Source organism: Bradyrhizobium sp. USDA 4506, from assembly GCF_054058795.1.
Genome location: NZ_JBSSBM010000002.1, coordinates 2306822 through 2321552, shown reverse-complemented (window position 1 = coordinate 2321552; position 14731 = coordinate 2306822). Strand labels below are relative to the sequence as shown.

At 65.2% G+C, this 14731-nt stretch carries 12 protein-coding genes; 8 read left to right on the top strand and 4 right to left on the bottom strand.

The annotated features are described in order from the left end of the window. The first annotated feature begins 38 nt into the window (after window positions 1-38). The 8 genes from lptF (at window position 39) to ACVIHF_RS12950 (ending at window position 10164) form a co-directional block, all read left to right on the top strand. Window positions 39-1205, top strand: coding sequence for an LPS export ABC transporter permease LptF (lptF, locus tag ACVIHF_RS12985; protein WP_456780656.1), 1167 nt, complete (start codon window positions 39-41; stop codon window positions 1203-1205). Beyond that, complete coding sequence (gene lptG / locus ACVIHF_RS12980) at window positions 1202-2299, top strand: LPS export ABC transporter permease LptG (RefSeq protein ID WP_038383710.1); 1098 nt, start codon at window positions 1202-1204, stop codon at window positions 2297-2299. The genes lptF and lptG overlap by 4 nt, the downstream gene beginning before the upstream one ends. 77 nt (window positions 2300-2376) lie before the next feature. Further along, window positions 2377-4794: an LPS-assembly protein LptD gene (locus ACVIHF_RS12975; protein ID WP_253608914.1), complete on the top strand. Its 2418-nt coding sequence runs from the start codon at window positions 2377-2379 to the stop codon at window positions 4792-4794. An 86-nt stretch (window positions 4795-4880) separates the two neighbouring features. After that, the gene (locus tag ACVIHF_RS12970; protein WP_225159077.1) at window positions 4881-5828 is read left to right on the top strand and encodes a SurA N-terminal domain-containing protein; all 948 of its coding nucleotides are present in this window, start codon (window positions 4881-4883) and stop codon (window positions 5826-5828) included. Window positions 5829-5845: 17 nt separating this feature from the next. After that, window positions 5846-6847, top strand: coding sequence for a 4-hydroxythreonine-4-phosphate dehydrogenase PdxA (gene pdxA / locus ACVIHF_RS12965; protein WP_456780657.1), 1002 nt, complete (start codon window positions 5846-5848; stop codon window positions 6845-6847). Beyond that, the gene (rsmA, locus tag ACVIHF_RS12960; protein ID WP_057019884.1) at window positions 6848-7702 is read left to right on the top strand and encodes a 16S rRNA (adenine(1518)-N(6)/adenine(1519)-N(6))-dimethyltransferase RsmA; all 855 of its coding nucleotides are present in this window, start codon (window positions 6848-6850) and stop codon (window positions 7700-7702) included. 19 nt (window positions 7703-7721) lie between these two features. Continuing rightward, the gene (locus ACVIHF_RS12955) at window positions 7722-8780 is read left to right on the top strand and encodes an alcohol dehydrogenase (RefSeq protein ID WP_456792160.1); all 1059 of its coding nucleotides are present in this window, start codon (window positions 7722-7724) and stop codon (window positions 8778-8780) included. A 289-nt stretch (window positions 8781-9069) separates the two neighbouring features. Continuing rightward, window positions 9070-10164 (top strand): hypothetical protein, encoded by a 1095-nt coding sequence (locus ACVIHF_RS12950; RefSeq protein ID WP_456780659.1) that lies wholly within the window; start codon window positions 9070-9072, stop codon window positions 10162-10164. 58 nt (window positions 10165-10222) lie between these two features. Here ACVIHF_RS12950 and gmk read toward each other — a convergent pair whose 3' ends face one another. The 4 genes from gmk to fabF all read right to left on the bottom strand — a co-directional run bounded on the left by gmk (window position 10223) and on the right by fabF (window position 14722). Beyond that, window positions 10223-10876: a guanylate kinase gene (gene gmk / locus ACVIHF_RS12945; RefSeq protein WP_456780660.1), complete on the bottom strand. Its 654-nt coding sequence runs from the start codon at window positions 10874-10876 to the stop codon at window positions 10223-10225. A gap of 3 nt (window positions 10877-10879) precedes the next feature. Beyond that, a complete protein-coding gene (locus ACVIHF_RS12940; protein ID WP_141343071.1) occupies window positions 10880-11767 on the bottom strand; it encodes a YicC/YloC family endoribonuclease in 888 nt (295 codons plus the stop codon). Window positions 11768-11979: 212 nt separating this feature from the next. Continuing rightward, the gene (gene mltG / locus ACVIHF_RS12935) at window positions 11980-13230 is read right to left on the bottom strand and encodes an endolytic transglycosylase MltG (protein WP_076831963.1); all 1251 of its coding nucleotides are present in this window, start codon (window positions 13228-13230) and stop codon (window positions 11980-11982) included. A gap of 226 nt (window positions 13231-13456) precedes the next feature. Then, on the bottom strand, window positions 13457-14722 hold the full coding sequence (gene fabF, locus ACVIHF_RS12930; protein WP_092088244.1) for a beta-ketoacyl-ACP synthase II: 1266 nt from the start codon (window positions 14720-14722) through the stop codon (window positions 13457-13459). Window positions 14723-14731 lie beyond the last annotated feature (9 nt).

The window sequence follows — 14731 nt, the reverse complement described above, 5'->3', positions numbered from 1 at the left end:
GTTGCGTGCAGGGGGCCTTTGGGGGTCGTGCGGTAGCGATGGGGTCGATCGACAAGTACATCTTTAAGACGACGCTGGCGTCGTTTGCGCTTGTCCTGGTCAGCCTCACCGGCGTGATCTGGATTACGCAGGCGCTGCGCGGCATCGACCTGATGACCAGCCAGGGTCAGACCATCCTCACCTTCCTTGGCATCACCGGTCTTGTGATTCCCGCCCTGGTGCTGATCATCGCCCCGATCGCGCTGATGATCGCGATCTCCCATACGCTGAACAAGCTCGCGACCGATTCCGAAATCATCGTCATGAACGCGGCGGGCTTCTCGCCGATCCGGCTGTTCCGGCCGTTCTTCCTTGCCACCTGCGTGGTGGCGGCCCTGGTCGCCTTCATCGGCGCCTATCTCGCCCCCGACGGCATGCGCCGAATCAAGCAGTGGGACGCCGAGATCACCGCCGACGTGCTGACCAACATCCTGCAGCCCGGCCGCTTCGCCCAGCTCGACCAGAACTTGACGATCCGGATCCGCGAGCGCCTGCCCGGCGGCGTGCTCGGCGGCGTCTTCGTCGACGATCGCCGCGATCCGCAGGAGCGCGTCACCATCATCGCCGACCACGGCACCGTGCAGAAGACCGACCGAGGCTCGTACCTCGTGCTCTATGACGGCAATCTGCAACGGTTCGAGGTTGGCAAGCGTGATCCGGCGCTGGTCGCGTTCGCCCGTTACGCCTTTGACATGTCGAAATTCTCGCAGGGCCGCGACGTCACGCTCGGGATTCGCGAGCGCTATCTCTGGGAGCTGATGTGGCCGGACGAGGAAGACAAGACCTATCAGCAACTGTCGGGCCAGTTCTTCGCGGAGCTGCATGATCGCTTCATGGCGCCGATCTATCCGTTCGCGTTCGCTGCCCTCACCTTCGCCTTCCTCGGCGCGCCGCGCACCACGCGCCAGAGCCGCAATTTCTCGATCGGCGGCTCGGTATTCGCGGTGTTCGGCCTGCGCATGGTCGGGTTCGCCTGCTCGGTCATGGCGGTGAAGACGCCGCTCGCGGCGCTGGTGCAGTATCTGATGCTGTTCGGCGGCATCGGCATCGGCATCTGGATGATCGTCGGCGGCGTGGTCGTCGAACCGCCGCCGCGGCTGATGGAAGCGATCGACAGGAATAACGAGCGCATTGCGCGCCTCTTCCGGAGGCCGGCAACCGCATGAGCATGGTCACAAACACGCTCGGGCGTTATTTCGCCGGCCGCTTCGTGGTCGCGGCGGTGGGCGTGTTCGCGGGCATCTTCGTGCTGCTCGTGCTGGTCGATTACATCGAGATGGTGCGCAAGACGTCGGGCCTCGTCTCGGCCTCCGCGATCACGGTCGCGGAAACTTCGCTATTCCGGGTGCCGCAGCTGCTCGAGAAGCTGATGCCGTTCTGCGTGCTGATCGGCGCCATGACCTGCTACCTCGCTTTGTCGCGTCGGCTGGAGCTCGTCGTGGCCCGCGCCGCCGGCGTCTCGGCCTGGCAATTCATCTCGCCGGCGCTGGCCAGTGCGATCGTGCTCGGCATCTTCGCGACCACCGCCTACAATCCGGTATCGGCCAATCTGCGCGAGCTGTCCAAACGGATGGAAGCCGAGCTGTTCGGCTCGGCGCCCGGCGGCGGCATTCAGGACGCGTCCGGCTTCTGGCTGAACCAGATCAACGACGAGGGTCAGGCGATCATCAATGCGGCCCGCAGCGAGCAGCAGGGCGTCCGGCTGACCGGCCTCACCGTGTTCCGATTCGATACGGCGCTCCAGTTCAAGGAGCGAATCGAAGCGCGCGAAGCGGCGCTCGAAGACGGCCGCTGGGTGTTCAAGGGCGTGCGCCGATTCACCCTCGATAAGCCTCCGGTGGATCAGGACACCTTCTACCTGACCACCACCCTTACCCCGGCACAGGTGCGCAACAGTTTCTCCACCCCGGAAACTGTGTCCTTTTGGCAACTGCCGAACTACATCCGTTCGTCGGAGAGCTCAGGGTTCGCGACGGCTGGCTATCGCTTGCAGTATCACAAGCTCATCGCACAGCCGTTTTTGCTGGCTGCGATGGTGATGTTGGCGGCTTCTGTGAGCCTCCGCTTCTTTCGGATGGGCGGCGTGCAGAAGATGGTTTTGAGTGGCGTGGGCGCGGGCTTTCTGCTCTACGTGCTGTCGAAAGTAACTGAAGATTTGAGCAAGGCTGAGTTGATGCATCCCATCGCTGCGGCGTGGTTGCCTGTCGTTGTGGGCAGCCTCACCGGTTTCTTAGCCTTGCTGTACCAGGAGGACGGGTAGTGGCTATCGTCGCCGCCCGCCAGTTGAGGTCGCCTGCTCTCGGGCGGCGCAGTGTCCTGCGCCGTCAACGGAGCCGCATGGCCGCGTTTGGCGTTTCGATCTCAGCTCTCCTCGCCGCGTTCGTCGTGGTCAGCGCGCTCGACGTTGTCGCGTCGACGCCGGCTGCCGCGCAGGCCTTCACCTACAATCCGCGTCCGCCGAAGCCGCCCCGCCCGCCGGCCAAGAATGACGGGCAGATGCTCGTTCAGGCGACCGAGGTCGATTACGACTACAACAACCAGCGCATCTCGGCCGTCGGCAACGTCCAGATGTTCTACAACGGCACCAGCGTCGAGGCCGACAAGGTCATCTACGATCAGAAGACCAAGCGTCTTCATGCCGAAGGCAACATCCGCATGACCGATGCGGAAGGCAAGATCACCTACGCCAACATCCTTGATCTCAGCGACGACTACCGCGACGGGTTCGTCGATTCGCTGCGCGTCGACACCGAAGACCAGACCCGCATGGCGGCGACCCGCGCCGATCGGTCCAGCGGCAATTACACGGTGTTCGACAACGGCGTTTATACCGCCTGCGCGCCCTGTAAGGATGATCCGAAGAAGCCGCCGCTCTGGCAGGTCAAGGGCGCGCGCATCATCCATAACCAGACCGAGAAGATGCTCTATTTCGAGAACGCCCAGCTCGAATTCTTCGGCGTTCCGATGGCGTATCTGCCCTACTTCTCGACGCCCGATCCGACCGTGAAGCGCAAGAGCGGCTTCCTGATGCCGGGCTTCACCACGTATTCGGCGTTCGGCGTCGGCGTCGAAATCCCCTATTACTTCGCGCTCGCGCCGGACTTCGACGCGACGTTCAATCCGCGCATCACCTCGAAGCAGGGCGTGCTGTTCCAGGGCGAATTCCGTCAGCGCCTGTCGAACGGCGCCTATCAGATCCGGCTCTACGGCATCGACCAGCTTGATCAAGGCGCCTTCGCCGGCCAGCCCGGTGACCGCCAGTTCCGCGGCGGCATCGAGACCAAGGGTCAGTTCGCGCTGAACGACAAATGGACCTGGGGCTGGGACGGCGTGCTGCTGTCCGACTACTACTTCATGTCCGATTACCGGCTGGCCCAGTACAAGGATCCGTTCGGATCGTTCCTGTCGCTGCCGACCGAGGCGATCTCGCAGCTCTATCTGACCGGCGTCGGCAACCGCAGCTTCTTCGACGCACGCGCGATCTATTATCTCAGCTACTCCGGCAACCAGAACCAGGTTCCGGTGGTCGCGCCCGTTATCGACTACAACAACGTGATCAACAGCCCGATCTTCGGTGGCGAGTTCAGCTACAAGGTGAACTTCACCAACCTGACCCGCGAAACCGCGGTGTTCGACCCGATCACGACGACGGCCAACACCAACGGCCTGTGCCTGACCACATCCGCGGACCCGATGGCGCGCACGCCGTCGCAGTGCCTGCTGCGCGGCATGCCGGGCACCTACACAAGGCTGACCGCCGAGGCGCAGTGGCGTAAATCCTATACCGACCCGCTCGGCCAGATCTGGACGCCGTTCGTCGGCGTCCGCGCCGATGCCATCAACGCCGACATTTCGAACCAGCCGGGCGTTTCCAACTTCCTGCCGGTCGGCGACACCCAGACGGTCCGCCTGATGCCGACAGTCGGCTTCGAATACCGCTACCCCTTCATCAACGTGCAGCCGTGGGGCACGACGACCATCGAGCCGATTGCGCAGGTCATCATCCGGCCCGACGAACCCAGCGCCGGCAAGCTTCCGAACGAGGACGCGCAGAGCCTGGTGTTCGATACCTCGAACCTGTTCGCGATCGACAAGTTCTCCGGCTACGACCGCGTCGAAGGCGGCAGCCGCGCCAATGTCGGCGTGCAGGCCACCACGCAGTTCGATCGCGGCGGCAGCGTCAAGGCGATGTTCGGACAGTCCTATCAGATGTTCGGGTTGAACTCGTTCGCAGTCGCGGACGTCACCAACACCGGCATCGATTCCGGCCTGCAGAATCCGCGCTCGGACTATGTCGCGAGCCTTGCCTACTCGCCCAACCGCACCTACACGTTCAGCGTCCGCTCGCGGATGGACGAGGCGACCTGGAACATCAACCGGTTCGAGGCCCAGGCCAGCGCGAACTTCGACCGCTGGTCGGTCAGCCTGATGTACGGCGACTATGCCGCGCAGCCGGAGCTTGGCTATTTGACGCGCCGCGAAGGCATCCTCGCCAGCGGATCGATCAAGGTGGCGGCGAACTGGGTGGTTCAGGGCGCGGCGCGCTGGGACCTTGAAGCGAACAAAATCAACCAGTACGCGTTCGGCGCGGGCTATGTGGACGACTGCTTCGTGCTGGCCGCCAACTATGTCACGTCCTATACCTATCAGGCCGGCTCGACGCCGCCCGTCCTCAGCCACGCGTTCATGTTCCAGATCGGGCTGCGGACGATCGCGCAGACCTCCACGTCCAGCAGTTCGGCTGGCATGCAGTAGCGAGCGAGCGGTCTGGCGGGGTGCTTGGATTGCCTGCGGGCCTGTGGCTCCGGCTTGAATTGGTTTAAACGGCTGACATGACGATAATGACGACCGCTAGCCTGCCAACGCGCCGCCATCAGCTAGTGTTGAGTTCCCTGCTGGCTCTTTTCCTCCTGTTCGGAGGCGGCGCGCGACTGCATGCCCAGACCATCGCCGTGATGGTCAATGGCGAGCCCATCACCAATTACGACATCGAGCAGCGCGCCAAGCTGAACGCCCTGACCGGCGGCAAGACGCCTGATCGGAAGACCGTCCTCGACGAGCTGATCGATGAGAAGCTGAAGATCAAGGAAGCCAAGAAATTCGGCGTCGATCCCTCCGCCGGCGATATCGACCAGTCCTTCGGCGGCATGGCGCAGCGGATGCGGCTTTCCGGCGACCAACTCACCAAGGTGCTCGAGGGCAAGGGCATCCGCCCGGACACGCTGAAGCAACGCATCAGGGCCGACATGGTCTGGACCAGCCTGGTCCGCGGCCGCTTCAAGGAAAGCCTGCAGGTTGGCGAAAAGGACGTGGCCAACGCGGTCAAGGAGACCGGAGGCGCGGCTGAGGCCGAGGCATTCGAATACAGGATGCAGCCGGTCGTTCTGATCGTGCCCCGCGGCGCGCCGCAGTCGGAGTTCGAGGGACGCCGCAAGGAAGCGGACAGCCTGCGCGAGCGCGTTACCAGTTGCGAGGAAGCCAACACCTTCTTCAAGTCGATGCGCAACGCCGCGATCCGCGAGATCGTCGTGAAGACCTCGGCTGACCTGCCGCAGTCGCTGCGCGACATCCTGGACAAGACCCCGGTCGGCCACCTCACCCCTCCCGAGGTCACCAAGCAGGGCGTTGAAATGGTCGCCCTCTGCGGCAGGAAGGCAACCACCGTCGACACGCCGAAGAAGCGTGAGATGCGCGACAAGATGTACGTGCAGAAGTACGAGGCGAAGTCGAAGGCCTACCTGCAGGAAGTCCGAAAAGCCGCGATGATCGAATATCCAGGCGGGCGATGATCGACTATCGTTGACGCATGGCTCAACCTCTCGCACTTACATCCGGCGAGCCCGCAGGCATCGGCCCCGACATCACGCTCGCCGCATGGCTGCGCCGCCGCGAACTCGATCTCCCGCCGTTCTATCTGCTGGGCGACCGCGCCGCGCTTGCCGAACGCGCCAAGACGCTCGGGCTTGCCGTCGAGTTGGCCGAGGTCAGCGCCGCGGAGGCATCCGCGACGTTCGCACGCGCCCTCCCCGTGGTTGCGACCGGCAAGACAGCGACGGCGCGACCGGGCCAGCCCGACGGCACGAGTGCCGATGCGGCGCTGGCATCGATCCGGCAGGCCGTCGCCGATGTCGCCGCCGGCAAGGCCAGCGCCGTCGTCACCAATCCGATCGCCAAGAACGTGCTGTACCGCGCCGGCTTCCGGCATCCCGGCCACACAGAGTTCTTGGCCGAGCTTGCCGCAAGCGGCGGGCGCGCGCCGCAGCCGGTGATGATGCTGTGGTCACCGGCGCTCGCCGTTGTCCCGGTGACGATCCATGTGTCGGTCCGCGAGGCGCTGGCGCAATTGACGACCGACCTGATCGTGTCGACCGCGCGGATCGTGGTCGCGGACATGAAGGCGCGGTTCGGCCTCGCAGCGCCGCGGCTCGCCATTGCCGGCCTCAATCCGCATGCCGGCGAAGACGGCACGCTCGGCATGGAAGACGTCGAGATCGTCGCGCCCGCGGTCGAGATCCTGCGCCGCGACGGCATTGCCGTCCGAGGCCCGCTGCCGGCCGACACCATGTTCCACGCAGCCGCGCGCAAGACCTACGACTGCGCGATCTGCATGTATCACGACCAGGCGCTGATCCCGATCAAGACCGTCGCGTTCGAGGACGCCGTCAACGTCACGCTGGGGCTGCCCTTCATCCGGACCTCGCCCGATCACGGCACCGCATTCGATATCGCCGGCACCGGCAAGGCCAATCCGTCGAGCCTGATCGCCGCCCTCCGGCTCGCCGCGCGCATGGCCGCGGCATCAAGCTAAGTGAGCACGATCGACGATCTGCCGCCGCTGCGCGACGTCATTCGCGAGCATTCGCTGTCGGCGCGCAAATCGCTCGGCCAGAATTTTCTGCTCGATCTCAACCTCACCGCGCGCATTGCCCGCGCCGCGGGCCCGCTGGAAGACTCCACCGTGATCGAGGTCGGCCCCGGTCCCGGCGGCTTGACGCGCGCGCTGCTTGCGCTGGGTGCCAAGCGCGTGATCGCCATCGAGCGCGACGAGCGGGCGCTGGCTGCGCTCGACTATATCGCCAAGCGCTATCCCGGCCGCATCGAGATCGTGCATGGCGACGCGCAGCGCTTTGACCCGCGTCCCTTGCTCGATGGCGCCAAGGCCAAGATCGTCGCCAACCTGCCCTACAACATCGCGACCCAGCTGCTGGTCGACTGGCTGTCGATCGAGCCGTGGCCGCCCTGGTACGACATGATGGTCCTGATGTTCCAGCGCGAGGTCGCCGAGCGCATCGTCGCCCATGAGGACGAGGAGGCGTATGGCCGGCTCGCGGTGCTCGCCAACTGGCGCGCCGAGACCAAGATCCTGTTCGACATCTCGCCCGCGGCCTTCGTGCCGCAACCGAAGGTCACGTCCTCGGTGGTACGATTGATACCGCGCGCCGCGCCCGAGCCGTGCGACCGCCGCATGCTCGAGCAGGTCGCAGCCGCCGCCTTCGGCCAGCGCCGCAAGATGCTGCGCCAGAGTTTGAAATCGCTGTCGGTCGATCCGGCGCGGCTTGCTGCCGCAGCCGATATCGACGCGACACGGCGCGCCGAAACCATTCCGGTCGCGGGCTTTGTTGCCATGGCCCGGGAATTGGCCGATATACGGGCCACAAAATAGAACAACAGGAGAAAACGTAATGGCGCGTATGGTTCGCCAATCCCTCGTCAAATTCGATGCACCGCTGTGCGAAACCATCGTCGACACGCCGAAGCCCCAGGGACGCGAAGTGCTGGTGCGCATCGAGCGCTGCGGCCTGTGCCATTCCGATCTCCACATCCAGGACGGCTACGCCGATCTCGGCGGCGGCAAGAAGCTCGACACCACCCGCGGCATGACCCTGCCCTTCACGCTCGGCCATGAGATCGCGGGCGTGGTCGACGAGGTCGGCCCCGATGCGCCGAAGGATCTGATCGGGACGAAGAAGGCCGTCTTCCCCTGGATCGGCTGCGGCCAGTGCCGCGACTGCCTCGCCGGCGACGAGAATCTCTGCGTCAAGCAGCGCTTCCTCGGCGTCTCGATCGACGGCGGCTTCGCCACCCACGTGCTGGTGCCCGACGCAAAATACCTGCTCGATTACGATGCGCTGCCGGTCAACCAGGCCGCCACCCTGATGTGCTCCGGCGTCACCGCCTTTGGCGCGCTGAAGCGCCTGGTCGATCGTCCGCGCCAGCGCAATCTGCTGCTGATCGGTCTCGGCGGCGTCGGAATGATGGGCCTGTCATTCGCGCAGGCGATGTTCAAGCAGCCGATCACGGTTGCCGATCTCAGCCCCGCGGCGCGCGAGACCGCGCTGAAGAACGGCGCGGCGGCCGCCTATGACCCGGCAGAGCCCGATGTCGTCAAGCGCATGCTGAAGGAGAGCGACGGCGGCTTCGACGGCGTCGTCGACTTTGCCGGCAACGAGAAGTCGATGGCGTTTGCGGTGTCGACGGTCGCGCGCGGCGGCAAGATCGTGGTGTCCGGCCTGATGGGCGGCCAGTTCACGCTGCCGATGGTGCAGTGGGTGTACAAGCGCATGACCATCGAAGGCTTCATGGTCGGCACGCTGGCCGAAGGTCAGGAATTGATGGCGCTCGCCCGCGATGGCAAGATCAAGCCGACGCCGATGAAGGAAGAGCCGATGGCCGACGTCCAGAAATGGATCGACGAGCTGCGCGCCGGCAAGGTCGTCGGACGCATCATCCTGAAGAACTAGAGCATTCCGGAAGAGCGTGACGCGGTTTTCCGAAAGATCACGCTGAGACATGACGTGCCGCCGGTGCTGCTATCGCCGGCGGGACGCGGCCGCTCCGATGGAACCTGACGGTCGAACCAAGCCATCGTTCGGTTCATGTTCCGCGGCCTCGGGCTCGCCGCAATTGCGGCACGCCGCGAGCCCCAATTAAGCCCTACCCGTTCCGGATTTGCGGCGCATTGCGACCCAACTCTTTGCCGAGATTGGGATCTCCAGCGTTTGCGTTAAAAAAGAGATACCGGGGACGCGTATGTCAAATCGTTCAGCGAAATTCGCTGCGGCGCTTGCCGCCAGCATCCTGGCCGGCGCCAGTTGCAGCGCCATGGCCCAGACCGCCGCCAATACGGCCAATAGCACCAACAACACGGCGGACACCTGCCTGGCCGCGCCCAAGGGAACCGCGCCTGCGGGAAGCCACTGGTTCTACCATCTCGATCGCAGCAAGAAGAAGTGCTGGTATCTCGGCGAGGCCAAGAACAAGGCCGCCAAGACGGCGACGACGAGCACGCAGCAGCCGCCGGCGGCAGCAGCGCCCGATACCACAACGGCCGACGCGACGCCGCCACAGAGCCAGCCGACGCCGCAGAGCCAGCCCGCGCCGCAGCAGCCGGCGATGCGCAGATCAGTCGCCGATGCCCATGCCGAATGGCCCTCGCCCCAGGTCGCAGCCGTACCTGCGCCAAGCGCCGACGCCGGCCAGGCCGGCGGAACGGCAGCGACGCCCGACCCGGCAGCCACGCCCACCGGTACCAACGCGCAGCCGTCCGACGTGAACGCCAGATGGCTGGATGCATCGAGCATGGCCGGAACCAACGGAACCAGACGCGCCGCAGACCAGCCGACCGCGGTTGCGCAGGCAGACACGACGCCGCAACCGGCGGCCGCGCCGGCGCCTGCCGCCCCCGCCACGGCCGAAGCGTCCGTGGAGAAGTCACCGTCGTCGACGCAGATGCTGCTGATCGTGATGGTTGGAGCCCTGGCGCTGGCCGGCCTGGTCAGCACGCTGGTTTTCCGGCTGACTCGCACGCGTACGCCGCCTTACGAGACCAAGGATGAGTGGCAGGCGCCGTGGGATTCGCTGCACACCGAGCCGGCGCCCCCGATGGCGGTTGTCAGCCGGGACCGTCCGCTGCGGCTGTCCGAGGCTGCGCCGCGCCGCGCCGAGACGCCCGTTCCGCGCCGTGCGGAGACGCCCGCTCCGCGCCGTGCGGAGACGCCCGCTCCACGCCGGGCCGAGAAGCCAGCTCCACGTCGCGAGGCTACGCGTGATCGGGATCAAAGGGAGCAGGACAACAAGCAGATCGCCGCAATGCTGCAGCGGCTTGCGCGCAGCGCGACGAACTAAGGTCCGCTTAGGAAAAATGCAAACGGACGTGATGCGCTCGCATCACGTCCGCAACGCGCTACTTCTCGAGCTGACGCTGCAGGCCGCGCACGAATTCGGTAAGGCCGGTGCGGCGCTCGCGCTTGAGGCGCTCGGCCTTCAGGATCGACTGCACCTCGGCAAAGGCATCGTCGACGTTGTGGTTGACGACGATGTAGTCGTATTCCGCCCAATGGCTCAGCTCATGACTGGCGCGGCTCATCCGTCCGCGGATGACCTCTTCCGAATCCTGCGCCCGGGTATGCAGCCGCCTCTCGAGATCGGCGGCCGACGGCGGCAGGATGAACACCCGCACCACATCGGCGCTGGCTTTCTGGTGGAGCTGTTGCGTGCCCTGCCAGTCGATATCGAACAGAACATCCTGCCCCACCGCTAGGGCGGCCTCGACCGGCGCACGCGGCGTGCCGTAGCGGTTGTCGAATACGGTGGCCCATTCGAGCAGTTCACCCTGCTCGACCATCTTCTCGAATTTCTTCTTGTCGACGAAGAAATAGTCGCGGCCCTCGACCTCGCCCGGCCGCATCGGCCGCGTGGTCGCCGACACCGACATCTTCAGGCCCGGCTCGCGTTCAAGCAGCATGCGAGACAGCGTCGTCTTGCCGGCGCCCGACGGCGACGACAGGACGAACATCAGTCCGCGCCGCTCTACGCCGTCAAAACCCTGCGCCGTCATCATTCACTCCAGATTCTGGACCTGTTCGCGGAACTGCTCGACCACGTTCTTCATTTCAAGCCCGGTGTTGGTCAGCTCGACGTCGTTCGACTTCGAGCAGCAGGTGTTCACCTCGCGATTGAATTCCTGGGCGAGGAAGTCGAGCCGGCGCCCGACCGGACCGCCCTTGCCGATCATCTCGCGCGCCTGGGCGATGTGCGAGGCGATGCGGTCGAGTTCCTCGCGGATGTCGGCCTTGGTGGCGATCAGGATCGCCTCCTGGTTCAGGCGGTCGGCATCGAAGCGGTCGGACGTCTCGAGCAGGGCCGCGATCTGCTCGGCCAGCCGCGCCTTGATCGCCTCGGGCTTGCGGCCGGGAGCGGTCTCGGCGCGCCTGGCGAGCCGCTCGACCTCGTCCATCCGCTGCATCAGGATCTGCCCCAGCGCATCGCCCTCGCGGCGGCGCATCTCGACAAGGCTGCCGAGCGCCTGCTCGAAGGCCATCGCCGCCGCCTCGCGCGCCGCCTTGTCCTCGTCCTCGTTGCTCTCGGGCTCGACCACCTCAATGACGCCCTTGATGCCGAGCAGTCCGTCGATGCTCGGCGCCACCGCGTCGATCCGCTGCGCGAGCGTGCCGGCGACCTTCACCACGGCGGCGAGCACGTCCTCATTGATCCGGATGGTCTGCGCCGCGTCGGTGCGCTTGACGCTGAGATTGGCGTAGACCGTGCCGCGCGACAGCAGCTCGCCGGCCCGCTTCTTGGCAAGCGCTTCCAGTTCGTCCCAGCCCGGCGGAAGCCGCAACCGCAGGTCAAAGCCCTTGGCATTGACCGATTTCAGCTCCCACTCGAACGTATAGGGACCGCTTGCGCCATGGCTTCGGGCAAAGCCAGTCATGCTCGACAGCGCCATCGCGTGAACTCTCCAACAGAAGGATATGGGACTCACCCGGAGCCTGCGAGACTCGTGGGGGGCCGGTGCGACCTTAAAACGGATTCCGTGAAAGTGGAATTACGTTCCACCACCGGAAAATGCAGAGCTACACCATGATCCGGAAAAGTGTATGGCGGTTTTCCGAAAGATCATGCTCAAACAAGAAGCTAAAGCGCGATGACGATCGCGCTTTAGCGCTGCACCACCGGTGGCGAATTGGTCTGTTGGGCTGCGCCCTGCCGACCGCGCGGCGGCTTCTTTTGATTGGTGGGCTTCGGCGTCGTCGCCGTGGGATTGGTGTCGGCGCCGGGCGTCGCGGCGGCGGGCGCCGGATCATCCGCGGGCTCGACGGTGTCGTTCTGGATCTGCTTTTCCGACGCGCGCAGCTTGGCGACGTTCTTCGCGTGCTGGTCGTAGGTTTCGGTGAAGGCGTGGCCGCCGGTTCCGTCAGCGACGAAGAACAGGTCGCGGGTGCGCGCCGGATTGGCGGTCGCCTCCAGCGAGGCGCGGCCGGGATTGGCGATCGGTCCGGGCGGCAGGCCGTCGATCACATAGGTGTTGTAGGGCGACGGCTGCGTGATTTCGCTGCGCTTGATCGGACGGCCCAGCGTTCCCTTGCCGCCCACTAGTCCGTAGATGATGGTCGGATCGGACTGCAGCTTCATCCGCTGGCGCAGGCGGTTCACGAACACGGCGGCGACGCGGCTGCGCTCGTCGGCGCGGCCGGTTTCCTTCTCGACGATCGAGGCCAGCGTGACCAGCTGGTCCGGCGATTTCAGCGGCGTGTCGGTGTTGCGGCGTTCCCAGATTTCGGCGAGCACGCGCTTCTGCGCCTGCTGCAGGCGCTGGATCACCTGGTCGCGCGTGGTGCCGCGCGGGAATTTGTAGGTCTCCGGCAGCAGCGTGCCCTCGCGCGGGATCTCGCGCACCGAGCCGGTGAAGATGTCGTTGTCGGAGAGCCGCGTCACGATCTGCTCGGAAGTCAGGCCTTCCGGTATCGTGATGGCGTGCTGCACCACCTTGCCATCGACGATGGTGGCGATGACGTCGCGCAGGCTGGCGTTCTTCTGGAACGAATATTCGCCGGGCTTGAGATCGGAACTTGCCTTCAGCGCGAACACCCCGCCGATGAAGACCCACGGATTGACGTTGATCACGCCCTCACGCGAGAGCACGTCGGCGATGTCACGCTTGCCGGCGCGCGCCGGGATGTTGACGATCTTGTCTTCCTGCAGCGGTCCCGGCGATTCCAGCGCCTGCTTGCCGTAGTAATACGTCGCGCCGGCGCCGATCATCAGGATGATCAGGATGGTGAAGATGGCATTGCCGACGATCACGAAGGGATTGCGGGCGCGATCCGAGCGCTTGGGCGGCGGCGGAAGCTGTTCGGGCTCCAGCGCGGCGCGTGGGCTCCTCGGTGAAATGGGCGGCCTCTCACTCATCGATGCAAACCAATATCCTGCCGGTTGAATCGTGGCCGGACAAACCCCTGCCCTGCCAATAGCATACGCCCGCTATTAGGAGTCACCGCGGAATACGGCAAAATGGTGGACTAGTTCCAAAGTCCCGTCCCGATCGAATCGGAACGGGACTTTGGATTCTCTTTTTCGACGCGTTTCCTTCACGCGAACCGGCACCCACTTCGCTCGAAAACGCTCTAACGACCTACTAATTGGTCACGCGCTGCACGATCACGGAAGCGTTGGTGCCACCGAAACCGAAGGAATTGGACAGCGCCACATTGACGTCACGCTTGCGCGACGTATGCGGCACAAGATCGATCGCCGTTTGCACCGACGGATTGTCGAGATTGATGGTCGGCGGCACCACGTTATCGCGAATCGCCAGGATCGCGAAGATCGCCTCGATCGCGCCGGCCGCACCGAGCAGATGTCCGGTCGCGGACTTGGTCGACGACATCGAAACCTTCGATGCCGCATTGCCGAGCAGGCGCTCGACCGCGCCGAGCTCGATCTCGTCGCCGACCTGCGTCGAGGTGCCGTGCGCATTGATGTAGTCGAGATCGGATGCCGCAAGGCCGGCGCGCTTCAGCGCCATGGTCATGCTGCGGAAGCCGCCATTGCCGTCCGGCGGCGGCGAGGTGATGTGGAAGGCATCGCCCGACAGGCCATAGCCGGTGACCTCGGCATAGATCTTCGCGCCGCGGCGCTTCGCGTGCTCGTATTCCTCGAGCACGAGGACGCCGGCGCCCTCACCCATCACGAAGCCGTCGCGATCCTTGTCGTACGGCCGCGATGCCTTTTCCGGGGTCTCGTTGAAGCCGGTGGACAGCGCACGCGCCGCGCAGAAGCCGGCGATGCCGATGCGCGAGATCGGCGATTCGGCGCCGCCCGCGACCATCACCTCGGCGTCGCCGAGCGCGATCAGCCGCGCCGCGTCGCCGACCGCATGCGCGCCGGTCGAGCACGCCGTGACCACTGCATGATTGGGCCCCTTCAGGCCGTGCTCGATCGAGACATAGCCGGAGGCCAGATTGATCAGGCGGCCCGGAATGAAGAACGGAGAGACCCTGCGCGGTCCGCGCTCCTTCAGCAGCACCGCAGTCTCGGCAATGCCGGTGAGGCCGCCGATGCCGGAGCCGATCATCGTGCCGGTGGCGAACTGGTCCTCGTCCGACTTCGGATGCCAGTCGGCATCGTCCAGCGCCTGCTTGGCCGCGCACATCGCATAGACGATGAAGTCGTCGACCTTGCGCTGGTCTTTCGGCTCCATCCACTGATCGGGATTGAAGGTGCCGCCAGTGCCGTCGCCGCGCGGAATGTAGCAGGCGACCTGGCTCGGCAGGTCGGACACGTCGAACGTGTCGATCTTCTTGCCGCCGCTGTCTCCGGCGAGGATGCGCGCCCAAGTTGCGTCAACGCCGCAGCCGAGCGGTGTAAGCATGCCCAGCCCCGTGACGACAACTCGTCTCATTTCCACGTC